The sequence below is a fragment of the Extensimonas perlucida genome (assembly GCF_007655255.1).
GTDB classification, from domain to species: Bacteria; Pseudomonadota; Gammaproteobacteria; order Burkholderiales; family Burkholderiaceae_C; genus Extensimonas; species Extensimonas perlucida.
Genome location: NZ_VMYE01000001.1, coordinates 238716 through 263136 on the forward strand (window position 1 = coordinate 238716; position 24421 = coordinate 263136).

Below are 24421 nucleotides of genomic sequence, written 5' to 3' on the forward strand. Positions count from 1 at the left end.
CCCCATGAAACCAGCCACTGAGCACGCGCTGGCCAAGGTACCCGAAGTCACGCTGGGCTTCTGGATCATCAAGATTGCCGCCACGACGCTTGGCGAAACCGGCGGCGATGCCGTCTCGATGTCCATGAACCTGGGTTACCTGCTCAGCACGGGCATCTTCGGAGCGATCTTTCTGGCCACCGTGGTAGCACAGGTCAAGGCCAAGCGTTTCCATCCCTTCCTATACTGGAGCACCATCGTCGCTACCACCACGGTCGGCACGACATTGGCCGATTTTGCGGATCGTTCGCTCGGGATCGGGTACGCTGGCGGTTCGAGTTTGCTGCTGGCCCTGCTGCTCGGCTCACTCTTCGTCTGGCATCGCACCCTCGGCTCCGTGTCGGCGAGCACGGTCAGCTCACCCAAGGCGGAAGCGTTTTACTGGCTGACAATCATGTTCTCCCAGACGCTGGGCACCGCACTGGGTGACTGGACTGCCGATACGGCGGGCCTGGGCTACGCCAATGCGTCGCTAGTGTTCAGTGGGCTGCTTGCCTTGGTCGTGGCAGCTTATTTCTGGACAGGGGTATCCCGCACGCTGCTGTTCTGGACGGCGTTCGTGCTGACCCGGCCGCTGGGTGCCGTGGTAGGCGATTTTCTGGACAAGCCGGTGACCGCAGGGGGCTTGGCCTTGAGCCGTTACTCGGCATCGGCAGCGCTGCTGGCCTTCATGCTTGTGGCTATCCTGGTCACTCAGGTGATAGATCGCGTCCATCGAGCTTTCACCCCCGATTGAGGACAGAGGCGATGCGGATTCTGTTGGTCGAAGACGATTCCATGATCGGTGACGCGATCCAGAGCGCATTGAAGGATGCGTCCTACGCAGCCGACTGGGTGAAGGACGGGCAGACGGCGCTCACGACGCTGGGCTGCCAGCACTATGACCTGGTGCTGCTCGATCTGGGTCTGCCCGGCAAAGATGGGCTGGAGGTGCTGGCCAACCTCCGCGCCAAGGACAACCCGATCCCCTTGCTCATCATCACGGCGCGTGATGGCCTGGATGATCGCCTGCGCGGCCTGGATGGAGGGGCCGACGACTACGTGTCCAAACCCTTTCAGATGGCGGAGTTGCTGGCCAGGATGCGCGCTGTCCTGCGGCGCAAGGGCGGCACCGCAGCGCCGGTGCTCAGCAATGGCGTGGTGTCGCTCGATCCAGCCACCAAAGAGGCCAGCGTCAATGGCGGCCCTCCGCTGCAACTATCCAACCGCGAGTTCGCGCTGCTGCAAGCCTTGCTGGTACGCCCGGGGGCCATCCTCTCGCGCAGCGAGCTGGAGGATCGCATCTATGGCTGGGGGGAAGAGGTTGAAAGCAATGCTGTCGAATATCTGATCCATGCCCTGCGGCGCAAGCTGGGCAGCGAGGTCATCAAGAACGTCAGGGGGGTCGGATGGATGGTTTCAAAAAGGGTCTGAAGAGGCGCTTGAACGAATCGGTTCAGCTCAAGCTGTCCTTCACCCTGTCGCTGGCCATCTTCGTGGTGGCCGTCGTGGCAGGTGTCTTTTCGTTCATGTCGGCGTTCGACGAGGCCCATGAGCTACAGGACGATGTTTTGCGCCAGGTGGCGCAGCTTATGGATAGTCAGCATCTGTCGCCAGCCGCGCCGACCGCCGATACCCGGCCCAAGGATGCCGATGAAGAATCGCGCGTAATCGTCCAGCGCTTGGGGGAATCCAGTTCGTCTGCGGCAGGCGTGGATGCAGGTGGCACACTTTCCCTGCCGACGACACTGGCCGATGGGTTGCACACGCTGGAGGTCAGCGGTCAGGCCTTTCGCGTACTGGTCAAGACGACGGCTGCCGGCGAACGCATTGCCGTGGCGCAGGAAGCAGGCTTTCGCAATGAGATCGCCCGTGATGGGGCGTTGCGCACGGTGATGCCATTCCTGGTTCTTATGCCAATGCTGTTGCTGATCGTCGCTGACCTGGTGCGCAAGATGTTCCGGCCCATTGCGGCGCTCTCCAAGGAAATTGACCTGCGCGCCGAGCAGGAACTGCACCCCATCGAAGACCGCCGCCTGCCAATCGAGGTGCGCCCGTTCGCCGTGGCCATCAACCGTCTGCTCGCCCGGGTTGGTCAGTCGATGGAATCTCAGCGCCGCTTTGTGGCGGATGCCGCGCACGAGTTGCGCTCGCCGCTGACCGCCCTTTCGCTGCAAGCGGAACGGCTGGCAGAAACGGAAATGTCCGGCCAGGCACGCGAACGGCTGATAGTGCTGCGCCAAGGGATAGCGCGCAGCCGCAGCCTGCTGGATCAGCTCCTGACCTTGGCCAGGGCGCAGTCGGCTAGCGACTTGCCGAAGTCGTCGGTATCCATTCAGAGCATCTATCGCCGCGTGCTGGAAGACAGCATGCCGCTGGCCGAGGCCAAGCAGATTGACATCGGTGTCGAAGGCACGCAGGACGCAGAAGTCTGGGCGAGCGAGTTGGACATGATCACCGTGATCAAGAATTTGGTCGATAACGCCATCCGCTACACGCCAGAAGGGGGGCGTGTGGACCTTTCCGTGGTTGTATCGAACGGGAAGGCAGAGCTGCGTATTCAGGACAACGGGCCCGGTATTCCGCTGGCCGAACGGAACCGGGTTTTTGATCCCTTCTATCGCACGCTGGGCAGCGAGCAGATGGGCTCTGGACTTGGACTTTCCATCGTCCAAACGATTGCCAGTCGCATGGGTGCGGAAATTCAACTCGACTTCACGGACGATGCAAATCAACGCGGCGCAAAAGTCACCGTCTTCATTCCACTCAAAGTCCGACAGGCTGCTAGCACCTCACATTCCTAGGCACCCCCAGGCCGAGCCCTACACTCACGCCCCTATGAGCGCCCCCCTTAGCCTGCCCTCCGCCCTGCCCGCCGACGCCCTAGGAGCCTGCCGGGCTTTGGGCGTCGATAGCGAGAATGCGCCCCAGCGAGGCCAGTTTTTGCCGGATTCGCAGCCCCATAGCGGCACTATGGGGCAAGAAGACGGTAAAAAATGGGCCGCTGCGGCGCATTCGCAGCCGACGATCCCAAAGTCCGACAGGCTCCTAGTGCTTGGCATAGAGACCTCCTGCGACGAAACCGGCGTGGCGCTGGTGCGCTGCCAGCCTGGCGGTGGCGTGCCGGCCTTGCTGGCGCACGCGCTGCACAGCCAGATCGCCATGCACCAGGCCTACGGCGGCGTGGTGCCAGAGCTTGCGAGCCGCGACCACATCCGCCGTGTGCTGCCGCTGACCGAGGAGGTGCTCGCGCAGGCGGGCGTGCCGCTGGCGGCCGTGGACGTGGTGGCCTATACGCGCGGGCCGGGGCTGGCTGGGGCGCTGCTGGTGGGCGCGGGCGTGGCTTGCGCGCTGGCGGCGGCGCTGGGGCGGCCGGTGCTGGGCGTGCACCACCTCGAGGGGCATTTGCTCTCGCCATTTTTGAGCGCCGACCCGCCCGAGTTTCCGTTCGTCGCGCTGCTCGTGTCGGGCGGGCACACGCAGCTCATGCGCGTCGATGGCGTGGGGCGCTACACGCTGCTGGGCGAAACCATAGACGACGCGGCCGGCGAGGCCTTCGACAAGTCGGCCAAGCTGCTGGGCCTGGGCTACCCGGGTGGGCCGGCGCTCTCGCTGCTGGCGCAGCAGGGCGACGCCAAGGCCTTTGCGCTGCCGCGCCCGCTGCTGCACAGCGGCAACCTCGATTTTTCGTTTGCCGGGCTCAAGACCGCGGTGCTCACGCAGGCGAAGAAGCTCGGTGATGCATTGGAGGCGCGCAAAGCCGACCTGGCCGCGAGCACCGAGGCCGCGATCGTCGATGTGCTCGTGCACAAGACGCTGGCCGCATTGCATGCGACGGGCCTCACGCGCGTGGTGGTGGCCGGCGGCGTGGGCGCGAACCGGCGCCTGCGTGCGCAGCTCGACGCCGCCTGCGCGGCGCGCCGCGTGCGCGTGCACTACCCCGAGCTGCACCTGTGCACCGACAACGGCGCCATGATCGCGCTGGCCGCGGCCATGCGCCTGCAGGCGGGCCGGCAGCAGGCCAGCACCGACTATGCCTTCGACGTCAAACCGCGCTGGCCACTCGATGCGCTGGAGGCGGAAAATCCATAAAAATCGGTCTCTTTTTGATAGCTTCTTGTGCTTGATGGTAAGGCGCAATTGCTGAGTTTCATGCACATGATTTTGCTATCGAATCAAGAGTCTTCTGGCGGGCGTCTTTACCGCGGGTTCACCACAAGGGTCCAGAGGCGATAAATTTGCCCGCCACAATCGCCCCATGCACAGCACATCGACCCGCACATCGACTTTGCCCGCGCGCAGCAGGGCAGGCGCGCGCGCCCAGGCCCTCTGGCGGGCGGCGTTTGGCGCGGGCCTGCTGGGTCTGCTGGCGGGCTGCGCGCACTGGGTGCCGCCCGAGCAGCCCGTGCCCGCGGTGGCGCTGCCCGCAGCGTGGTCGGCGCCCGCGGTTGCCAGCGTAGATGCGAGCGTTGGCGGGCCAGCGCCGGGCGCCCCCGCACCTGCCTCACCCAACTCAGCCGATGCCGCCCGCCCCGCGCTGCTGCCCGGCAACGCGGCCGCGCTCGCGCAGTGGTGGCAGCGCTTTGGCGACGCGCAGCTCAGCACGCTGGTGCAGCAGGCTTTGCAGGCCAACCCCAGCGTGCGCAGCGCGCTCGCGGCCTTGCAGCAGGCGCGTGCGCAGGTCGATGTGCAGGCCGCGGCGCTGCGCCCGAGTTTGAACGCCTCGGCTTCGGCGCAGCGCAGCCGTGCTGCGGGCAATACGAGCAACCAGTTTCAGGCCGGCTTCGACGCAAGCTGGGAGCCCGACCTGTTTGGCCGCCTGGGCAGCGCGCTGCAGGCGAGCGAGGCCGACGCGCGCGCCGCCGAAGCCAACCTGGGCGCCGTGCAGGTGGCGCTCGCGGCCGAGGTGGCGGTCAACTACATCGACCTGCGCGGACTGCAGCAGCGCCTGGCGATCGCGCGCAGCAACCTGTTGACGCAGCGCCAGACGCTGCAGCTGACCGAATGGCGCATGCAGGCGGGCCTGACCACCTCACAGGTGGTGGAGCAGGCGCGCACCGTGGCCGAGCAGACGGCGGCGATGATCCCGGCGCTGCAGGCGAGCCTGGACCAGTCGCGCCACAGCCTCGCGGTGCTCACCGGGCAGGCGCCCGCGGCGCTCGATGCGCTGCTGGCCGCGCCGGCCGCCGTGCCGGCGCCGAGCGCCGACCTGGCGCTCGAAATCCCCGCCGTGGTGCTGCGCCAGCGCCCCGACGTGCACGCCGCCGAGCAGCGCATCGCCGCGGCGCTCGCACGCGTGCTGCAGGCCGACGCGGCGCGCTATCCGCGCTTCAACATCGCCGGCTCGCTGGGGCTGAGCGCGCTCACGTTCGGCGCGCTGGACACGGGCGAAGCCGTGACGCGCGGCCTGCTTGCGAGCGTCACGGCGCCCATCTTCGACGGCGGCGCCGCGCGCGCGCAGGTGCGCGTGCAGGAGGCCGTGCTCGCGCAGGCGCGCAGCGACTACGAGGCCGCCGTGCTCACCGCGCTGCAGGACGTGGAAGACGCGCTCGCGGCGCTGCGCAACGAGCGCCTGCGCCTGACGCATCTGCAGACCGCCGCCGAGGCCGCAGGCAACGCTGCGCTGCTGGCCGAGCAGAACTACCGCAGCGGCCGCATCGACTTCCAGACCTTGCTCGACACCCAGCGCACCCTGCTCACGGCGCAGGACAACGTCGCGAGCAGCGTGGCCAGCGTCGCGGCTGACCATGTACGCCTTTACAAAGCGCTGGGCGGCGGCTGGACGAACGCCTCTGCGCCGCAATGAGGCCCGGCCGCCTGTCCCGACCTAGTGCGCTCCATCTCCTGGTTTTTGTTTGTTGGCACCCCCATGACATCTTCTGATTCTTCGGCTTCCCCGGCACCGGCTGCAGCGCCCGCGGCACAGACCCGGCCCGATGTGGCCGAGCTGAAAAAACTGCTCGGCGACGGCCTGGTGCGCCGCTGGTGGCAGCGCCCTGGCGTTTGGCTGGGCCTGTTTGCGCTCGTGCTCGTGGCGGGCGGTGGCTACTATTGGCGTGTGCAGCAAAGCGCCAGCGCCGCGCCGAGCTACGTCACCGAAACGGTGCGCCGCGGCAACCTCACGCTCAGCGTGATGGCCAACGGTATCCTGCAGCCTACGCGCTCGGTGGCCATAGGCAGCGAACTCTCGGGCACGGTGCGCGACGTGTTCGTGGACGTGAACGACCGCGTGCAAAAGGGCCAGGTGCTGATCGTGCTCGACACCGCCAAGCTCGAAGCGCAGGTGCAGCGCTCGCGCGCCACGCTCGCCGCGGCGCAGGCCAGGCTTGCGCAGGCCGAGGCCACGACCAAAGAGGCCCAGGCAAACTACGCGCGCCTGCAAGAGGTGGCGCGCCTGTCGGGCGGCAAGGTGCCCTCGGCGGCCGAGCTAGACACGGGCCTCGCGACGCTGGAGCGTGCACGCGCCGACGAGGCCAGCGCGCGCGCCAGCGTGCAGGACGCGCGCGCGGCGCTTTCCACCGACGAGACCAACCTCGCCAAGGCCTCGATCCGCTCGCCCATAGACGGTGTGGTGCTCGCGCGCACGGTCGAGCCCGGCAACGCCGTGGCCGCGTCGCTGCAGGCCGTGACCTTGCTCACGCTCGCCGAAGACCTGAGGCACCTGCGCGTCTATGCCGACGTCGATGAGGCCGACGTGGGCGTGGTGCGCGTGGGGCAGCCGTCCAGCTTCACGGTCAGCGCCTACCCCACGCGGCGCTTTCCGGCCGAGGTCACGCGCGTGTCCTTCGGCTCGACCAAGACCGACAACGTGGTCACCTACACCACCTGGCTGGACGTGGACAACCACGACCTGGCCCTGCGCCCCGGCATGACGGCCACCGCGACCATCGTCGCCACCGAGCGCAAGGACGTGCTGCTGGTGCCCAACACGGCGCTGCGCTTCACGCCCACGCAGGCGGGCGGTGCGGTGGCAGGGGCTGGCGCGGCGTCCACGCCGGGCGCGACGCGGTCTGGTGGTTCGGGCGGCGGCATCATGGCGCAGCTCATGCCGCACATGCCGCGCAACGCGCGCAAGGCCGGCACCGTGGCCAAGGGCCCCGCGGCGCTTGCGCAGGGCGGCAACGAGCGCCAGCTGTGGCTGCTCAAGGACGGCCAGCCGCAGCCCGTGCGCGTGCAGGTGGGCATCAGCGACGGGCGCGTGACCGAAGTCAGCGGCGGTGGCCTGCAGCCCGGCATGGCCGTGATCGTCGATCAGCGCCGCGCCGGGGCCAAGCCATGAGCGCAGCGCAAGGCGCCGCGCCGCCCCAGCCACCTTCGTCGCCGCTATCACAGCCCTTGATCGGCCTGCGCGGTGTGACCAAGGTCTATGGCGAAGGGGCTTTGGCCTTCCAGGCGCTCAAGGGCATCAGCCTCGACGTGCAGCAGGGCGACTTCGTGGCCATCATGGGGCCGAGCGGCTCGGGCAAATCGACGGCCATGAACATCCTCGGCTGCCTGGACCACCCGAGCACGGGCGCGTACCTGTTTCGCGGTGTGCATGTCGAAGGGCTCACGCGCGACGAGCGCGCGCTGCTGCGGCGGCGCTACTTCGGCTTCGTGTTCCAGGGCTTTCACCTGCTGCCGCGCACCACCGCGCTCGAAAACGTCGAGCTGCCGCTGCTGTACCGCGGCGAGCCCGCGGCCAAGCGCCACGCCGCGGCCGCGCAGGCGCTCGCGGACGTGGGCCTCAAGGGCTGGGAGCACCACACGCCGGCCGAGCTCTCGGGCGGGCAGCAGCAGCGCGTGGCGATCGCGCGCGCCATCGTCACGGCGCCGGTGGTGCTGCTCGCCGACGAGCCCACGGGCAACCTCGACACGCACCGCAGCCACGAAATCATGGAGCTGCTGTGGCGCCTGAACGTCGAGCACGGCATCACCGTGCTCATGGTCACGCACGAGCACGACATGGCCGACTACGCGCGGCGCATCGTGCACTTCGTCGATGGTCAGGTGGAGCGCGACGCCCCCAACCCCGCACCTTTGATGCTGCGCCCGGGCCACAAAAGCGTCACGGCGGCAGAGGCGCTGCCCACCCAGGCCAACCAGCCCGCCCCGGCTGCGGCAAGCGAGGGGGGCGCCTGAGATGCTGCTGAACACCATCTTGCTCGCGCTGCGCTCGATCCGGCGCAACCTGCTGCGCTCCTTTCTCACGGTGCTGGGCATAGTGATAGGTGTGAGCGCGGTCATCACCATGGTCACGCTGGGCAATGGCGCCACGCAGGCCATCCAGAACCAGATCGCGAGCCTGGGCACCAATTTGCTGCAGATCCGCCCCGGCCAGCGCATGGGCCCCGGCGGCGGCGGTGGTGCGCCGGCCTTCAAGGACGTGGACGCCGACGCCATCGCGCAGCAGATCGGCGGCATCGCCGCCGTGGCGCCCGAGGCGCGCACCAGCACCACCGCGGTCGCCAACGGGCGCAACTGGACCACCATCGTCACGGGCAGCACCAACGCCTGGCTGCAAGTGGGCAACTGGACGGTGCGCGCGGGCCGCGACTTCAGCGACGCCGAACTGCGCGCCGGCTCCGCCGTGTGCCTGATCGGCGAGACCGTGCGGCGCGAGCTCTTTGGCGAATCGGGCGACCCGCTCGGCGAGTACCTGCGCGTGAAGGCGTTCTCGTGCGAGGTCATAGGCGTGCTCGGCTCCAAGGGGCAGGGCGCGTTCGGCAACGACCAGGACGACGTGGTGCTCATGCCGCTCAAGACCTACCAGCGCCGCGTCACGGGCAACACGCGCGTAAACACGCTGCTCGTGTCCATGCAGGACGGCAGCGACCCCGAGCGCGTCAAGGCCAGCCTCACCCAGCTGCTGCGCGAGCGGCGCAAGCTCGCGAGCACCGACGAGGACAACTTCAACGTGCTCGACACCAAGCAGCTCGCCGACACGCTCTCGGGCACCACGCGCGTGCTCACCACCTTGCTCGGCGCCGTGGCCGCGGTGAGCCTGCTCGTGGGCGGCATAGGCATCATGAACATCATGCTCGTGAGCGTGACCGAGCGCACGCGCGAAATCGGCCTGCGCCTGGCCATTGGCGCGCTCGAGGGCGAGGTGCTGATGCAGTTCTTGATCGAAGCCGTGGTGCTGGCCGCGCTCGGCGGCCTCGTGGGCATCGTGCTCGCGGCGCTGGCCTCGCTCGGCCTGGCCTTCCTGATGGGCGTGCCCTACACCGTGAACGTGGGCGTGAACCTGCTTTCGTTCGCGTTTTCCGCAGCCATCGGCGTGGTGTTCGGCTACTTCCCCGCACGCCGCGCCGCGCGGCTCGACCCGATCGAGGCGCTGCGGCACGAGTGAAAACGAAACAATAAACCCAGATTGTCCATGAGGCGGTGCTGCGCACCTACGCGGGCGTTGGCGGGCGGCTCCCGGTCATTTTGGCCGCTGCAAGGAAACCCGTCATTGCGAGCCCCGCAGGGGCGCGGCAATCCAGTCCCGTCCATTGCAGCGTGCGCAGGCGCTGTGGCGACGGCCCCATGGATTGCCGCGGGCCTTCGGCCCTCGCAATGACGGGGAATGGCCATTCCCCGTCCTAATGAACAATCTGGGATAAAGGCTTACGGCTGCGCGCCGCGTGCGAATTCGGCGCGTGAGAGCATGCCGTTGCGGTCTGCATCGAGCGCCTGGAAGCGCTGGCCGATCGCGGGCAGCGTGGCGGCCTCTTGCGGGTTCAGCTGGCCATCCTGGTTGGCGTCGGCGCGCTCGAAAGCCTCGTCCACGGCATCGGTCTGGCCACTGGCCTGGCCGTCCGTGGGGGCGCCGGTCTGGCTGCTCTCGGGCTTGGCGGCCTGTGCATTCGCGCGTGGCGTCGATTTTTCCGATGCTCCCGATGGCCCCCACTGTGGTGCGGGCGCGTTGCCCTGCGCCTGCGCCGCACCCAGGCCGCCCAGGGTCAGGGCTGCAAAAAGCATCACGCTGCGCGTCTCGAACGGGAAAAGGCATCGTTGCTGTGCTTTCATGAAAGCTCCTTTCAAGCAAGTGGTTGAACGAGGCTTCATTGCACCGCAGCAAGGCGGCCAGGGCCAGCAATCTTTCCTGCTGTTGCCCGAGTCCACATTTTTCTGCCTTGTGTAACATCGGGGGCAGGCGTCCTTTGCTTATGTTTTCATAGCTGCTTGCGCTGGATACATCAGCGCAAAGTGGCAAAAACATTGATAAGCTCGCGCAGCGAGCCGTGCGCAAGGTGCGCGGGTCGCGCGCCACTCCGAGAGGAAATCCGCATGCACCGTCCTGCAATTCCCGGCGTCGCTTCTGTCGCCACTCCTGCAGCTGCGCCGCCCCCGGTTTCGCTACTGCGCTTCGCGCTGATGGGGACGCTGTTCAGCTTCGTGTGGAGCTCGGCCTTCATCGCGGGCAAGGTTGGCATGGCAGCGAGTGGGCCTTTGACTTTGCTGAGCCTGCGCTTTTTGCTCGCGGGGCTGCTGGTGTGGCCGATCTCCAGTGTGCGCGGTGATGTGCGCGGTGGCGTGCCCGGTGGTGCGCATGGTGTCGGCGCCGTGGGGCAGCCCGAACATGCACGCAAAGCGCAGCAACGGCGCGATGGGCTCGTGGCGCCGCTTGCGGGCTTGCTCAACAATGCCGTCTATCTGGGCCTGGCCTTCGTGGGCATGCGCACGGTGCCCGCGGGGCTCACCACCATTCTCGTGAGCACCAGCCCATTGATGACCTCGGCGCTCGCGGCGCTGGCGCTGCGCGAGCGGCTCGGCTGGCGCGCCGCCGCGGGGCTCGCTGCGGGCTTTGCGGGCGTGGTGTGGATCATGCGCGCACGGGCGCTCTCGGGGGCTGCCGACCTGCACGGCGTGGCGCTGATCCTGCTGGGCACGGTGGCCTTGTCGGTTTCGACCTTGCTGTACCGGCAGATCGCGGGCCGGCTCGATCCGTGGCGCATCGCGCTGATCCAGCTGCCCGTGAGCGGCCTCGTGCTGCTGCCGCTCGCCTGGTGGCGCGAGGGGCTGGCCGTGCTGCCGGGCGCGGCATTTTTCGGCAGCCTGCTGTACCTCGCGGTGGTGGTGTCGATCGGCACCACCTTGATGCTGCTGTGGCTGGTGCGCCATGGCGGCGCTGCCCGCGCGAGCAGCTTCCACTTGCTGAACCCGCTGTTCGGCACCTTGCTCGCAGTGCTGCTGCTCGGCGAACGCATCCCCCTGTCTGACCTGCTCGGCGCGCTGCCCATCATGGCCGGGCTGGGTCTGGTGCTGCGGCCACGGCGGGCGTGAAGCGTCGCAGCGAATACGGTTGATCTCGCTTTTCAGAACCCGATCGATTCAGGCGGGAATCTCAAAAACATAGCGACCAGCGCAAGCAAGACGGGCGCTATGGCCCAATTTGATGCTCAATCCCGCGTCACGCGCAGCACTTCCTCGCGGCTCGTGATGCCTGCGGCGATCAGACGTTCGCCGTCGTCGCGCATCAGCGTCATGCCGGCGGCGAGGGCGCTGGCGCGGATGGTGGCTTCGGGCGCTTGCGCGTGGATCTGCGCGCGGATGGTTTCGTCGGCCACGAGCAGCTCGAACACGCCCGTGCGCCCGGCGTAGCCGGTGTGGCCGCAGGCGTCGCAGCCCTGGCCGTGGCAGGCGCTGCAGTATTTGCGCACCAGGCGCTGCGCGAGCACGCCCAGCAGCGAGCTGCTGAGCAGGAACGGCTCCACGCCCATGTCATTGAGGCGCGTGACGGCGCTCGCGGCGTCGTTGGTGTGCAGCGTGGCGAGCACGAGGTGGCCCGTGAGGCTGGCCTGGATCGCGATCTGCGCGGTTTCGAAGTCGCGGATCTCGCCGATCATGATCACGTCCGGGTCCTGGCGCAGGATGGCGCGCAGGGCCTTGGCGAAGGTCAGGTCGATCTTGGGGTTGACCTGCGTCTGGCCCACGCCGGGCAGCTCGTACTCGATCGGGTCTTCCACCGTCATGATGTTGCTGTGCGCGGCGTCCAGGCGCGCGAGCGCGGCGTACAGCGTGGTCGTCTTGCCCGAGCCCGTGGGGCCGGTGACGAGGATGATGCCGTGCGGCTGCGCGATCAGCGCCTCGAAGCGGCGCAGCACCTCGCCCTGCATGCCCACGGCTTCGAGGCTCAGGCGGCTCTCGCTCTTGTCGAGCAGGCGCAGCACGGCGCGCTCGCCGTGCGCGCTGGGCAGCGTGGAGACGCGCACGTCGATGGCGCGCGTGCCCAGGCGCAGGCTGATGCGGCCGTCCTGCGGCAGGCGCTTTTCGGCGATGTCGAGGTCGGCCATGATCTTGAGGCGCGAAATCAGCGCGGCGTGCAGCGCGCGGTGCGGCTGCACCACCTCGCGCAGGTCGCCGTCGATGCGAAAGCGCACGCTGCTGTGGCGCTCGTAGGGCTCGATGTGGATGTCGCTCGCGCCGTCGCGCGCGGCCTGCGTGAGCAGCGCGTTGAGCATGCGGATGATGGGCGCGTCGTCGGCGGCTTCGAGCAGGTCTTCGACCGCGGGCAGCTCCTGCATGATGCGCGAGAGGTCGGCGTCGGACTCGACTTCGCTGACCACCGCGGCGGCGCTCGATTCGCCCTGCGCGTAGGCCGCGCTGATGCGCTGCGCGAGGCCCGCGGCGTCAAGCGGCAGCAGGCGGCGCACGGCGTATTTGCGCAGCACTTCGCCGAGCGCGCCGGCGTCGGGCGCGGGGCCGTGCCAGAGCACGGGCTGCTGGCCGTCGTCTTCGAGCAGCAGTTGCGCGCTGCGCGCGAATGCGTAGGGCAGGGGGTAGCGCATGGGTTTTACTGGCTGCCGCCAGCGGGCGCTGGGGTGGCGCTTGGCGCGGCGGCTGGCGTGGTGGGGGCAACAGCGGCAGGCGTGGCGGGCGTGGCACCCGTGGTCGGCGATGTCTTGGCCGGCTGCATGGGCAGCGCAGGCAACACCGGCGCGCCCGAGACGGCGTTGAGCAGTGCGCGCTGTTCGGGCTGCGCGGCCTGCTGCACGGCGCGTATGGCCTCGTAGCGGTCGGTCATGAGCGCCTCGCTCGTGCTGGCGTCGCGCACCACGATGGGGCGCAGGAACACCATCAGATTGGTCTTGGTGCGCGTGCGGTTGGTGTTGCGAAACAGGTTGCCCAGGCCCGGAATGTCGCCCAAGAGCGGCACCTTGTCGTCGGCCTGCGCGTAGCTGTCTTCGAGCAGACCGCCGATGACGATGATGCCGCCGTCTTCGACCAGCACGTTGGACTCGATCGAGCGCTTGCTCGTGGTGGGGCCGTTGGGGTCTTTGGTTGTGGCGCTGTCGATCTTCGAGACCTCCTGGTAGATCGCCATCTTGACGGTGCCGTTTTCGTTGATCGTGGGGCGCACGCGCAGCATCAGGCCCACGTCCCGGCGCTCCACCGTGGTGAAGGGGTTCACGGTGTTGTTGCCCATGCTGTTGGCGTAGGAGCCGGTCACGAAGGGCACGTTGCTGCCCACGACGATCGCGGCCTCCTCGTTGTCCAGCGTCATCAGGTTGGGGGTGGAGAGCACGTTGGCGTCGCCGCTGTTTTCCAAAAAGTTGGCGAGCATGCCCAGGTAATACTGCCCGGCCACGCGCGGCGCGATGGCCAGGTTCATGCCCTTGGCCAGCGAGGTAATGCCAGCGACTGAATTGCTCGCGATGGCACCGGTAACGCCCAGGATGTTGGCGCCGCTGTTGTTCGAGTTGGTGCCTATGGCGCCTATGGTGCCGTCGCCCTTGTTGCCCAGGATGGCCTGCCACTGCACGCCGAATTCGGCCAGCTTGCTTGCCGACACCTCCACGATCAGGCTCTCGACCAGCACCTGCGCGCGCCGCCCGTCGAGCTGGTCGATCACGTTGCGCAGCTGGCGGTACAGCGGCTCTGGCGCGGTGATGATGAGCGAGTTGGTCGTCGGGTCGGCCTGGATCATGCCGCCCGTGGAGGGCTGGTTGGCATTCGCGCCGCTGCTCAAGGTGGCGCCGCTGCCCAGGCCCGCGCCCATGCCACCCATGGCGCCGCTGCCCTGGCTGCCGGCGAGGCCCGTCGCGGCTGCGGTGCGCAGCATGGGGCTGCTGCCGCTGGCGGCCGCCGCAGCGCCGCCAGCCGTGGCGTTGGCACCCGTGTCCATCGCGGCGACGGCGGCGCGCAGCGTGGCGGCGAGCTTCACGGCGTCGGCGTTTTTCAGATAGACCACATGGATGTTGCCGCTTGCGGCGCTGCTGCCGGGCAGCGGCGGCTGGTCGAGCTTTTGCACCAGCGTGCGCACCAGGGCCACGCGCGCGGGGTTGGCCGCGCGCAGAATCAGCGCGTTGCTGCGCGGCTCGGCGAGCAGCGTGGTTTTGAACGCGCCGTCGCCCTGGCCCGGCGCCTGCCCTGGCGCCGCCGCGGCGGCACTGGTGCTGCTGCCTTCGATCAGGCGCGAGACCAGCGGCGCGAGCTCGGAGGCGACGGCGTTCTTGAGCGGAATCACCTCGACGTCGCTCGCATTCGCCACGTCCATCGCAGCGATGATGCGCGCGAGGCGCTGCAGGTTGTCGGCGTAGTCGGTGATGACCAGCGCGTTCGTGCCGGGGCTCACGTTGATGGTGTTGTTCGGGCTGATCAAGGGGCGCAGCACGGGCACCAGGTTGTTCGCGTTTTCGTAATTGAGCTTGAAGATTTGCGTGACGATCTGCCCGCCGCCAGGCACGCCCGCCGTCGCGCCGCCGCGCCCGCCGCCGCCCGACACGGCCACGCTGCCGCCCTGCAGCTTGGCCTCGGCCTCGGGCACGACCTTGTAGAGCCCGGCCGACTCGACCACCGTGAAGCCCTGCAGGCGCAGCGCCGCGAGGAATTGCTGGAACGCGGCTGCGGGCGGCACGGGATGTTCGGTGATGAGGTTGAGCTGGCCCTTGACGCGCGGATCGACGACCACGTTGCGCCCCGTGATCGTGGCCATGGTGCGCGCCACGGCTTCGATGTCGGCATTCACGAAGTTGAGCGTCACGGGCTCACCGGGGCGCACGCTGGCGCCGTCCGCACTGCGCTGCGCGCTGCTGGAGCCGGAATTTTGAGCATGAATTGGGCCGCTAGCGCTTATCAGCAAAGCGCTGGCAGCTATGGAAGTCAAAGCAAGATGCCAGGGCCTTGGCCACAGGGGAGCAAACGAGGAGCGCATACGGTCAACCCAAGGAGAGGAGGGCGCGCGCACCGTCGCGCCGCCCGAGAATGTTCAGCAGATTGTCGAGCGCCGCGGCGCGCTCGGGCGCGGCGCTGGCCTCGCCCGAAAAGCGCAGCCGCTGGCCCACCCATTGGCCCGCGCCCTGCAGGCGCAGCGCGCCGTCCAGCGTGCTGAGTTGCAGCGTGGGCACTTCGCCACCCTGCAGCAGCAGCCGGTAGCTGCCCAGCGGCCGCAGCGTGGCCAGGCGCGAGGAAAAGTCGAGCAGATCGAGCTGCGCCTGCCCCTGCAGCACCAGCCGGCCCGCGGCCCACGTGGCTTGCAAGCCTTGGGTGCGCAGCACCAGCCGGCCTTGCGGCTGCAGGCTGTTCCAGGGCGCACCCAGCCCCGCGAGGATGGCTGCGGGCCAGTCGCTTTGCTGGTCTTGCACGCGCACGGCGGCGCCGCCCCAGCGTGGGCGCACTTGCACCTGCAGCGGCGCGGTAGTGCAGCAGTCGGCCTGCAGTTGCAGCTGCAGGCCGCGCAGGCCGGGGCGCAGCCGCCAATGCACGCGGCCCGGCAGCGCGGCGCGGTCGCGGCTTGCGGGGCCGCCGCTGAGTGCGAACTGTGCCGAGCCCGTCCAGACCGTGCCGCGTGCCTGCAGCAGCAACACGCGCCCCGCGCTCGCGCGCGCCACGCCCTGCGCGAGCCATTGCGCGGGCGCACACAGGGCGAGCGCCGCGAGCAGCCCCACGCCGGCGCCCGCTACGGCCCAGCCCCAGGGCGCGTGCGGCGCAGCGCCCAGGCGCGCGGACGCGGGCGGGCGAACGGGCGAGCGAAGTGTGGTGGCGCGGGCCATGGTCATGCGGTTCAGTTTGCCGGCGGCTGGGGCAAGGCTAGCACCAGCGTGCCGTCCCAGCGCGGCTCGGCGCCAGCACCGGCCCCGGCGGATGCGCCAGCGTTGCGCGCGAGGCGCACTTCGACGGGCACGGCGTGCGCATTGCTGCGCGCCTGCAGCAGCCATTGCGCAAGCGCCTGCGCCGGGGCGCCTTGCAGCGTCACGGTGGCGCGCTCGCCCAGCAGGTTGAGCTGCGCGCTGCCGCCCAGGGTTTGCGCGAGGCTGCGGCGCAGCGCGGCGGGGGCGTCGCCGGGCTCGCTGCGCGCTTGCGCCTGCAGTTGCTGCGCCTCGGCCTGCAGCGTGCGCATGCGCTGCAGCTGCGCATCGAGCTGCGCGTGGCGCGCCGGGGCGCGGCGCAGCGTATCGAGCGCCGGCGCCAGCGCCAGCCACCACAGCAGCGCGAGCGCGAGCATCGCGGCGGCGGCGCGCACGAGAGCACGTTCGCGCGCGGCGAGCGTTTGCCAACGGTTTTGCAGTGCCTGCCAGGGGAAGGAAGTGGGCATGGGTGGGGTCACGGAGTTTTCGCTGCGCGCACGATCAAGGCGCCGTCTTCGAGGCGGCAGTCGTAGCCCGCGGCGGCAAGGCGCGTGCGCAGGGCGGTTTGCTCGTCGGCGCCGGGCGCGAGGCCGCGCAGGTGCAGCTCGCCAAGGCTGTATTCGATGGCCGTGGGCAACTGGCCCGGCGGCAGCGCTGCGGCCACCGCGGCGAGCATGGGTTCGAAGTCGCGTGCCGACACGGCGCCTGCGCGCTGGCGCAGCAATTCGAGTTCGCGCTCCATTTGCGCGGGCGCATCGACGACCACTTTGACCTGCGGGAAGCTCGCGGTGAGCGCGGCGCGCACGGCGGCTTCCTTGGCTGCGAGCGCGTGGCGCTCTTGCCAGGCCCAGGCGTTGAGCCCCAGCAGCTGCGCCGCTGCGAGCACGCCCGCGCCCCAGCGCGCGGCGCGCCACTGCGGCGCGTGCCACAAGGCATTCGCCGCGCCGCCGAGCTTGCGCACAAGGCGCGTGTGCGCGGTGCTCGCGAGGTCGAACTGCGCCAAATCCCAGCGCCCGCGCGCCGCGGCAAGCGCGCGTGCGCTCGCCGTGTGCAGTGTGACAGGAGCACCGAGCAGCTTTTCGGCGAGCGCGGCCACGGCGGGTTCGGCAAGCACGGGCGCGCCGCCGTCCACGGCTACAGCGCCGCCCGGCGCGCCGCCGAGCGCGGGCATCGCCCACTGGTGCCAGCTCTCGGGCGAGAGTGGCAGCGCGAGCACGGATTGCTCGGCGCCGTGGCCGCAAATGACGAGCCAGGGGTCTTCGGGAGAGCCGAGCACATGCACCTCGGCGGCGCCGCTGGCCGTGGCGCCGGGGGCGAATTCGGGCACCACGCGCGCCACGGCGCGGCCTGCGGCTTCGAGCGCCTGCAGGTGCGCGCGCAGCCAGGCGCGCTCGCACACGGCCACCCACAGCGGCGCGCCGGCGCGCGCTGCGGCCGCGGCGTCCGGCGCCACGGCAAAGTGCAGTTGCGCGGGCTCGTCGAGCAGCCGGTCTTCGAGCAGACCTTCGAGCACCTTGCGCAGGCGCGCCGCGGCGCTGCCCATGCCAGCGGGCAGCGCGCCCGAAAGGCCGGCGAGGCCCACGCCCGCGGGTAACTGCACGCGCTGCCACGACAGCGCCTGCACCGGCACCACGGCCACTACCTCGCCGCCGGGGCGCGCGGGCGCGGGCAGCAGCGGCGCCGCAGCCGTGCCATGCTGCAGCGCCGTGTGGCCGTCGGCTGTGAGGGTGTAGGCATAGGCCAGGCTGGGCCCAGGCTGGGCCGGCGCGGCGGGCAGGGAGACGATCAGCGTGCTCATGGGGCGGTAGGAGGGCGGGCCATTTTAGGGGTTCACTGTGTCGGCAGCGCCGGCGCTGTCCGCGACCAGCGGAAAGGCCCCGCGCTCGCTCCAGAGCGTGCGCACGTTGACGCCTTGGCGGTACAGCAGCGAGCGCTGGCCCACGACGATCTCGCCCAGGCGCAACTGCCCGCGCGCCTCGAAAAAGGCCGAGGCCACGCTGTGCAGGCTGTCGCTGACCACGGCCTTGGCGCCGAGCCGGTCGCGCACTTCGTTGAGGTTGCTGAAATGGCGCCCCGCGCGCGCCTGCACCAGCCTTTGCGCGTCGGCGCGGTCTATGCCTGCTATCGCGGCCTGCAGCACCTCGGCCGGCGCGGTATTCAGGTTGACGGGTGTTTGCTGCGGCAGCAGCACCACGTAGGGCGCGAGCGCGGCCACCGTGGCGGGCGCGAGGCCCAGCCAGCCCAGTTGCGCCACGCTGGGCGGCAGCAGCGGCGTGTCGCTCTCGGCGTTGGCTGGCGCTTGCGTTTGCAGCAAGGCCTGCACCAGCAAGTCGAGCTCGGCCGCAGGCAGGCCCAGGTTGGCGAACAGGCGCTCGAACTGGTGCAGCGCCGTCTCCTGCACCTTGCCGCCGAGCACCAGGTTGCTGAGGTTCAGACGCCCTTGCAGGTCCAGGATCTGGCCCGACAGAAAGGCGTCGCTGAGGTCGGTGCTCGCGTCCTCGGGCGGGGCCGCGTTGCCCTCGCCCGCGAGGAACGAAGACAGGCGCGCTTCCTGCAGCGGCATGGCCCAGGGTTCGCCCAGGTGGTCGGCGCCGCCCGAAGACGCGTCTTGGCGCAGGATCAGGCGCGACCAGTCGAGCGCGCCGAGCATGATCCACGCGGCCTGCACGCGCGCGCGCTCGGCGGTTTCGACTTCCACCGCGCGCCACTGCTGCCACAGCGCCGTCGCCGCGAGCGTGGCCACCAGCGTCACCGTGAGCATGGCCGCGAGCAGCGCCGCGCCGCGCGGCCTGGCCCCCGGCGGCTGCGGGCGTCGGGATCGGACGGGCAGTTTGCGCTGCGCGGGCTGCAGCGCTGGGCTTTGGCGCGCGTGCTTGGTGTGCATGGCGTTCACGACTTGCCACCTCCGAGCAAAGGGCTGGCCCAGTCGCGCGTGATCTGGCCCGCGAGCGCCTGCCCGGGGCTAGGCGTGAGCAGCAGGCGCACGCCGTCGGGCATGGCCGAAGTGGCTGTGGTGCCGGGCGTGCCCAAAAGCGGCAGGCCGGCCGCGCCTGGACTTGCGCTGGCGGGTGCCGCAGCGCCGCTGCTCGAGAGCGGGTTCGACCAGGCATTGCCGCGGAAATAAAAAATCTGCCAGCCGTCTATGGGCAGCAGCGCCACTTCACGCTGCTGGTCGGCGCTGCTGGGGTTGCGCGCCCATTGCGCGGCCTGCTGCCAGGCTTGCTGCCACGCGGCGCGCGTGCGCAGCGGGGGCGACTGCCAGCGCAGCCACTGCGCGCCGCTCGCCGTACCGCGGCGCGTCCAGGCGACCACGAGCGCGCCTTCGTCGCTGGGCGCACTGCTGCGCCGCGTGATGCGCAGCACCTGGCCGTCCCAGTCTATGGGCACGGAGTAGGGCAGCGCGAGCATGGCGTCGAGGTCTGCGCCCCACTGGCCCAGCGCCGTCTGCAGCACCAGCAGCGCGTCGGCGCGGGTGCGCGTCTGCCCCTGCGTGCGCAGCATGCCGTCGATGCCGCGCCAGCTCATGAGCGCCATCAGCGCCATGAGCGCCAGCGCCACGAGCAGCTCGATCAGCGTGAAGCCGTGCGGGCTGCGTAGGCGAGCCTGCGGTGCGCCGCGCCCGCGGGGCCTGCGCACCGGGCCCGCCGGGCGCGGGAGTGGGCGAAAGGCGAGGCAGCGCAAGACGTTCATGGCGGCGCGGTGCGGCTTGTTCAATAGCGCCCGACGATGGTCGCCAGGCGCAGGACGGGGTGCGCGCCCTCGTCGAACACCTGCGCCTCCACACGCCGAAAGCTCGGGTTCGGCGTGGGGCGCACGTGCACGGCCACCGCGAGCTCGCGCCCGGCCTGCGCGCACGCCTGGGTGCTGTCGCCCACGTCGGGCATCTGGCGCGCCAGGCGCACCTTGACGAGCTCGTTTTCGGCGCACAGCTGCGCGAGCAGCACGTCGGCCTCGCGCTGCGCATGGCGCGTGAGCGCGTTCGTCGCCTGCACGCCCGCAAGCAGCGCCGTGGCCACGATGGCGAGCGCCACCAGCACCTCGACCAGCGTGAAGCCGGCGCTGCGCCGTGGATTGAAGTGGGCACGGGCATGTAAGCTGGAGTGGAGGCTTGGCTGGAGGCGGCGCAAGCCTTTGGCGCCGCGGCGTGGGCGTCGCGCACGGCGTGCGCACGGTGGCATCGCGGGGCTCATGGCAGCGGCTCGACGTGAAATGGATGCAAGCCGTCCGTGGCCACGCGCAGCGCAGGGCCGGCAAGGTCGGCGCGCGTGAGCACGACCTGCTGCGGCGCGATCAGCGGCTCGGGGCCCAGCAGCAGGCTGTCCGCGCCCAGCACCGTGGTGCGTGCGTCCAGCCATTGCTGCGGCAGGCTGCTGCCCTGCGGCAGACCCTCGAAGCGAAAGCCGCCCTGCGCGAGCACGCGCCAGCGCACGGGCACGCCGCTCGCGCGCGACTGCGCCCGCCCCGCTTCGAGCAGCGCTGCGAGCCGCTCGGCCTCGCGCTCGAGCTGCGCCTGGCCGCCGTCGCGCAAAGACAGGCTCACGCCCGCCGTCGCGAGCGCCATGATCGCGATCACGACGAGCAGTTCGAGCAGCGTGAAGCCGCTTTGCTTTTTCAATGAAAAATGCCGCAAAGGCACGATGGACAAGCGCTAGTAGCTATACAAATGATAATTTTCACTGCCAGCTGCCGATGTCGGCGTCCTTGCCTTCACCGCCCGGCTGACCGTCCGCGCCGAAGGACATGACGTCGATCTCGCCCTTGATGCCCGGGTTCAGGTACTGATAAGGCCGGCCCCAGGGGTCGTTGGGCAGCTTGTCGATGTAGGGGCGCCAGTTGCCCGGCACCGGGCCCGTGGCGGGCTTGCTGACCAGCGCCTGCAAGCCTTGCTCGGCCGTGGGGTAGCGCTGGTTGTCGAGGCGGTAGAGCTTGAGCGCCTGCACGAGGTTGGCAATGTCGGTACGCGCCGCGGTGGCGCGTGCGTCGTCGGTGCGGCTGAGCACGTTGGGCACGATCAGCGCGGCCAGCACCCCGATGATGACCAGCACCACCATGAGCTCGATCAGCGTGAAGCCGCGCTGCGTACGCGGGCGGCGGGTGGCGGTAGGGCGGGAGCGGAGGGTAGGAAAAGGCACGGCAGGAACTCTGGGGAACGAACGGTGACGGAACTTACGCAAACAAGGATGCAGCGAAGTGTTTTGCCATGGGGCGGACGCCTTGCCTGAGCCCGATTTGCGTTAGTCGTGGGTGAAAAGGCCAAAAGCCGCCGCGGCAAGCGCGGCAAGCTTGTGCATGATAATCCCCGCATGTTGCGCTTTCCATCCTTTGCGGCGCGCGGCGCCTCGGCGCCCCCTGGCGGGGCCGCCTGGGGCGTGCGCCTGGCCACCTTCGTGCTGTGGCTGCTTGCGACGGCGAGCGTGGCCTATTGGGGCTTGCGCCTGGCGGGCCGGCCCGAGCAGGCTGCACTGCCCGCCGTGGCCACGGCCCCTGCCGCGCCCGACATGCAGGCGATCGCGCGCCTGCTCGGCGCCGGCGCGGCGCCGCTGGCTGCCGCGGCGCCGCAACCCTCGCTCGCGAGCCGCTTCGCCCTCATCGGCGTGCTCGCGGGGCAGCAAAGCGGCGGCGGCGCGGCGCTGATCGCGGTCGATGGCAAGCCGCCCAAACCGTACCGCGTGGGCGCGCAGGTCGAGCATGGCCTGGTGCTGCTCGCGCTCGGCCCGCGCGAGGCGCGCCTGGGCCCGCCCGGCGGCCCGGCCACGCTCACGCTCGAGCTGCCGCGCAAGCCTTGAGGCGCGCGCTGCGCGCTGCCCTCTGCCCTCAGCGCAGCGCGATCTGCTGCCACTCCCCCCACGCCAGAGTCTGCTGCGGCCATTCATGGGCCTGGGGCAGGCGCACGCCGTCCAAGGTGTGGTCGTGCGCGTAGCCCTGCGCTTGTAGCCAGGCCACGCAACGCGCCACGCCGGCATGCGTGATCCACAGCTGCGACTGCCCCATCCGGCGGGCCTGCGCGCGCGCCTGCTGCAGCGCCTGCGCGACGCGCGCCAGCATCTCCGCCAAGGTTTCGCCGCCGCCGGGGCGGTGCGTGGCAAAGTCCTGCACCCAGTGTTCCAGCGCCGCCTGGCCGATGTCGATCCAGGCGCGGCCCTCCCACTGGCCGAAATCGAGCTCGCACAGGCGCGCCTCGGGTTTATAGGTCAAATCTGGCCGTAGCGCGCGTAGATACTTCGCAAGCAGCTCACATCGTTGTAGCGTCGAATAAGCCACCTGCATACCCTGCGGCAGCGCCTGCGCGAGGCGCTGCGCACACGCGCGCGTGGCCGCAGCATCGGCCGCTACGTCGAGGCGCCCATAGCAGACGCCCGGCGCCACGAGCGGCCGCGCATGCCGCACGAGCCACAATTGCGCGCCGCCCGCCGCGCTTGCCGAGGCGTTTTCAGGCATCGCGTGTGCCATCCCATGCGTCGTCGTGCACGGGTAAACCGTGGTGCGCGGCCCATTCCTTGGCCTTGGCGATCGCGATGCGGATCGCGCGGCCTTCGTCCATCCCTTCAGCGAGCAAGGCGTTGGCGATTTCTATGGCCTTGCGGCGCGCAGGTGTGCTCAAGTGCCGCATAGCGACGGGGTAGTGGTCTGCGTTCCAGGGCATGATTGAACCCAGATTGTCCATGAGGCGGTGCTGCGCACCTACGCGGGCGCTGGCGGACGTCTGCCGGCCATTTTGGCCGCTGCTTCGGCGTCCATGGCACCGGCCATGGACTTCTTATATGGATGCCTCCCGGCTATAGCCATCGTCCCGCGTCCTCATGAACAATCTGGGTTGAAAGATACACGGTCTGGACTTACACAAACAAGGATGCGGCGAGGTGTTTTGCCATCGGGCGAACGTTTTGCCTAACCCCGATTTGCGTAAGTCGTGACGGTAAAGCACTGCGCTCCATGTCCCCCGCCGCACGCTCCTCGCCCGCCCCCGCTGTGCAGTCCACGGCTGCACCCCCAGCCGCGCCTGCCACCGCACGCCTGTTCCTTGCGCTGTGGCCTACGGCTGCTTGGGCCACTGCCCTGGCGCAACGCCTCGGTCTGGCGCCAGAGGCCGCGCCGGGTCGCAGGGTGCCACCGCAGCAGATGCACTTGACTTTGCATTTTCTGGGCGCGCTGCCGCGGCAGCGGCTGCCGGCGCTGGTCGAGGGTTTGCGCGTGCCCTTTGCGCCCTTCGATCTGGCCTTGCGCCGCTGCGAACGCTGGCCGCGTGGCACGCTCGTGGCGCTGCCCGACGAGCCGCCGCCCGCGCTCGCGGACTTGCACGCGGCGCTGGGCGCGGCGCTGCGGCGTTTGGACCTGCCCGTAGAGCAGCGCGCGTTCCGCCCACACGTCACGCTCGCGCGGCGCTACGACGGGCCCGTCCCTGCGCCGCTCGCAAGCCCTGTGCGCTGGCATGTCACGCGCTATGCGCTCGTCGAATCGTGCCCCGTGTTGGCGCCCAGTGCGCCCCAGAAAACCGTGGGCACGCGCTACCAGGTGCTGCACCATTACCAGGCCAGCGCCGCGCCCAGGTAAAAGCCGATCTCACCGACCTGCTGCACGGCGCCCAGGCAGTCGCCCGTGTAGCCCTGCAGGCGCCGCGCAAAGCGCCACGCGAGCCACGCCGCGGCGAGTGCGCTGAGCGTGCAAGCCGCTACCAAAAACAAAGCTGATTGCGCCCACCAGACGAGCGCCAGCGGCATCAAACACCACAAAAAAGCCGCGGCGAGCGCGCTGGCGCTGATCTGGTCGGCCAAGGGTTTGCTCTTGGAGCGTGCGCTGTCACCCACATGCACCAGCGTGCGCACGAGGAGCAGCGGCCACAAGCGCGACAGCACGTGTGCACCCGCGAGCGCCGCGAGCGCAGGCGCGGGGCTTTGCGCGCCCAGCAGCGCGAGCAGGCTGACCTTGGCCAGCAGCGCGAGCACCAGCGCCATCGCACCATAGGCCCCGATGCGCGAATCCTTCATGATTTCGAGCGCACGCTCGCGCGCCAAGCTGCCCCCCAGCCCGTCGGCCACGTCGCACAGGCCATCCTCATGAAAGCCGCCCGTGAGCAGCACCGTGGCAATGGTGCAAAACACCGCCGCCACCGCGCTCGCCCAGGGCTTGGGCGCCAGCGCCAGGGCGAGCGCCGCATACACGAGCGCCGCCACGCCTGCGACGATCCAGCCCACGCCCGGGAAATGCGCAGCGCTCGCGCGCAGCAGGGCCGGGCTGTAACCCACCCAGTGCGCGAGCCGGCCCGTGATGGGGATGCGTGTGAAAAACTGCAGCGCGAGCAGGTAGTGGCGCAGGGCTTGGCGCATCGCGGGGTTCCTGAATCGATAGCTGCAAGCGCTCGTCAAATATGG

At 69.7% G+C, this 24421-nt stretch carries 25 protein-coding genes; 11 read left to right on the forward strand and 14 right to left on the reverse strand.

Annotated features, from left to right (window positions below; translation table 11 throughout):
* The first annotated feature begins 4 nt into the window (after positions 1–4).
* The 8 genes from FK527_RS01330 to FK527_RS01365 all read left to right on the forward strand — a co-directional run bounded on the left by FK527_RS01330 (position 5) and on the right by FK527_RS01365 (position 9349).
* Complete coding sequence (locus tag FK527_RS01330; protein ID WP_144728904.1) at positions 5–775, forward strand: COG4705 family protein; 771 nt, start codon at positions 5–7, stop codon at positions 773–775.
* Between the two features lie 11 nt (positions 776–786).
* Complete coding sequence (locus FK527_RS01335) at positions 787–1452, forward strand: response regulator transcription factor (protein ID WP_144728906.1); 666 nt, start codon at positions 787–789, stop codon at positions 1450–1452.
* The gene (locus FK527_RS01340; RefSeq protein WP_144728909.1) at positions 1428–2822 is read left to right on the forward strand and encodes an ATP-binding protein; all 1395 of its coding nucleotides are present in this window, start codon (positions 1428–1430) and stop codon (positions 2820–2822) included. The genes FK527_RS01335 and FK527_RS01340 overlap by 25 nt, the downstream gene beginning before the upstream one ends.
* Before the next feature lie 34 nt (positions 2823–2856).
* A complete protein-coding gene (gene tsaD / locus FK527_RS01345) occupies positions 2857–4110 on the forward strand; it encodes a tRNA (adenosine(37)-N6)-threonylcarbamoyltransferase complex transferase subunit TsaD (RefSeq protein WP_246072615.1) in 1254 nt (417 codons plus the stop codon).
* Positions 4111–4276: 166 nt separating this feature from the next.
* A complete protein-coding gene (locus FK527_RS01350; protein WP_144728911.1) occupies positions 4277–5824 on the forward strand; it encodes an efflux transporter outer membrane subunit in 1548 nt (515 codons plus the stop codon).
* 63 nt (positions 5825–5887) lie between these two features.
* Positions 5888–7297, forward strand: coding sequence for an efflux RND transporter periplasmic adaptor subunit (locus FK527_RS01355; protein WP_144728913.1), 1410 nt, complete (start codon positions 5888–5890; stop codon positions 7295–7297).
* Positions 7294–8139 carry an ABC transporter ATP-binding protein gene (locus tag FK527_RS01360; protein ID WP_144728915.1) on the forward strand — a complete coding sequence of 282 codons (846 nt, stop codon included), beginning with the start codon at positions 7294–7296 and terminating at the stop codon, positions 8137–8139. The genes FK527_RS01355 and FK527_RS01360 overlap by 4 nt, the downstream gene beginning before the upstream one ends.
* Before the next feature lies 1 nt (position 8140).
* A complete protein-coding gene (locus FK527_RS01365; RefSeq protein WP_144728917.1) occupies positions 8141–9349 on the forward strand; it encodes an ABC transporter permease in 1209 nt (402 codons plus the stop codon).
* A 260-nt stretch (positions 9350–9609) separates the two neighbouring features.
* On the opposite strand, the gene FK527_RS01370 is transcribed toward FK527_RS01365, so the two are convergent.
* Entirely contained in the window at positions 9610–10011 is a 402-nt protein-coding gene (locus FK527_RS01370; RefSeq protein ID WP_144728918.1) for an EF-hand domain-containing protein, read from the reverse strand.
* Between the two features lie 261 nt (positions 10012–10272).
* On the opposite strand from FK527_RS01370, the gene FK527_RS01375 reads away from it, so the two are divergent.
* Positions 10273–11268 (forward strand): DMT family transporter, encoded by a 996-nt coding sequence (locus FK527_RS01375; RefSeq protein ID WP_144728920.1) that lies wholly within the window; start codon positions 10273–10275, stop codon positions 11266–11268.
* Positions 11269–11384: 116 nt separating this feature from the next.
* Here FK527_RS01375 and FK527_RS01380 read toward each other — a convergent pair whose 3' ends face one another.
* The 10 genes from FK527_RS01380 to gspG are packed head-to-tail and all read right to left on the reverse strand — an operon-like array spanning position 11385 to position 21103.
* Positions 11385–12773, reverse strand: a complete 1389-nt coding sequence (locus FK527_RS01380) for a GspE/PulE family protein (RefSeq protein WP_144728922.1) — start codon at positions 12771–12773, stop codon at positions 11385–11387.
* Positions 12774–12778: 5 nt separating this feature from the next.
* Positions 12779–15139 (reverse strand): type II secretion system secretin GspD, encoded by a 2361-nt coding sequence (gene gspD / locus FK527_RS01385; protein ID WP_144728923.1) that lies wholly within the window; start codon positions 15137–15139, stop codon positions 12779–12781.
* A gap of 4 nt (positions 15140–15143) precedes the next feature.
* Positions 15144–15983: a type II secretion system protein N gene (gspN, locus tag FK527_RS01390; RefSeq protein WP_425460389.1), complete on the reverse strand. Its 840-nt coding sequence runs from the start codon at positions 15981–15983 to the stop codon at positions 15144–15146.
* 5 nt (positions 15984–15988) lie between these two features.
* A complete protein-coding gene (gspM, locus tag FK527_RS01395; RefSeq protein ID WP_144728925.1) occupies positions 15989–16519 on the reverse strand; it encodes a type II secretion system protein GspM in 531 nt (176 codons plus the stop codon).
* An 8-nt stretch (positions 16520–16527) separates the two neighbouring features.
* Positions 16528–17850, reverse strand: coding sequence for a type II secretion system protein GspL (gene gspL / locus FK527_RS01400; RefSeq protein ID WP_144728927.1), 1323 nt, complete (start codon positions 17848–17850; stop codon positions 16528–16530).
* A 24-nt stretch (positions 17851–17874) separates the two neighbouring features.
* On the reverse strand, positions 17875–18936 hold the full coding sequence (gene gspK / locus FK527_RS01405) for a type II secretion system minor pseudopilin GspK (RefSeq protein WP_186298352.1): 1062 nt from the start codon (positions 18934–18936) through the stop codon (positions 17875–17877).
* A 5-nt stretch (positions 18937–18941) separates the two neighbouring features.
* The gene (locus FK527_RS01410; RefSeq protein WP_144728929.1) at positions 18942–19742 is read right to left on the reverse strand and encodes a PulJ/GspJ family protein; all 801 of its coding nucleotides are present in this window, start codon (positions 19740–19742) and stop codon (positions 18942–18944) included.
* Between the two features lie 20 nt (positions 19743–19762).
* Positions 19763–20179, reverse strand: a complete 417-nt coding sequence (gene gspI, locus FK527_RS01415) for a type II secretion system minor pseudopilin GspI (protein ID WP_281287812.1) — start codon at positions 20177–20179, stop codon at positions 19763–19765.
* A 59-nt stretch (positions 20180–20238) separates the two neighbouring features.
* Positions 20239–20697: a prepilin-type N-terminal cleavage/methylation domain-containing protein gene (locus tag FK527_RS01420; RefSeq protein WP_246072616.1), complete on the reverse strand. Its 459-nt coding sequence runs from the start codon at positions 20695–20697 to the stop codon at positions 20239–20241.
* A 28-nt stretch (positions 20698–20725) separates the two neighbouring features.
* Positions 20726–21103: a type II secretion system major pseudopilin GspG gene (gene gspG / locus FK527_RS01425; protein ID WP_246072637.1), complete on the reverse strand. Its 378-nt coding sequence runs from the start codon at positions 21101–21103 to the stop codon at positions 20726–20728.
* A 252-nt stretch (positions 21104–21355) separates the two neighbouring features.
* Here gspG and FK527_RS01430 point away from each other — a divergent pair, with 252 nt between their 5' ends.
* Entirely contained in the window at positions 21356–21838 is a 483-nt protein-coding gene (locus FK527_RS01430; RefSeq protein ID WP_144728933.1) for a type II secretion system protein N, read from the forward strand.
* A gap of 28 nt (positions 21839–21866) precedes the next feature.
* On the opposite strand, the gene FK527_RS01435 is transcribed toward FK527_RS01430, so the two are convergent.
* Together FK527_RS01435 and FK527_RS01440 are read right to left on the reverse strand one after the other, a co-directional pair.
* Positions 21867–22490, reverse strand: coding sequence for a histidine phosphatase family protein (locus tag FK527_RS01435; protein ID WP_144728935.1), 624 nt, complete (start codon positions 22488–22490; stop codon positions 21867–21869).
* Positions 22483–22695, reverse strand: coding sequence for a DUF2188 domain-containing protein (locus tag FK527_RS01440; RefSeq protein WP_144728937.1), 213 nt, complete (start codon positions 22693–22695; stop codon positions 22483–22485). Before FK527_RS01440 ends, FK527_RS01435 begins: the two co-directional genes overlap by 8 nt.
* Before the next feature lie 290 nt (positions 22696–22985).
* Here FK527_RS01440 and thpR point away from each other — a divergent pair, with 290 nt between their 5' ends.
* The gene (thpR, locus tag FK527_RS01445; protein ID WP_144728939.1) at positions 22986–23603 is read left to right on the forward strand and encodes an RNA 2',3'-cyclic phosphodiesterase; all 618 of its coding nucleotides are present in this window, start codon (positions 22986–22988) and stop codon (positions 23601–23603) included.
* Here the strand turns inward: thpR and FK527_RS01450 are convergent.
* On the reverse strand, positions 23576–24376 hold the full coding sequence (locus tag FK527_RS01450) for an adenosylcobinamide-GDP ribazoletransferase (protein ID WP_144728942.1): 801 nt from the start codon (positions 24374–24376) through the stop codon (positions 23576–23578). The two genes, thpR and FK527_RS01450, sit on opposite strands and share 28 nt — an antisense overlap.
* Positions 24377–24421: the final 45 nt, after the last annotated feature.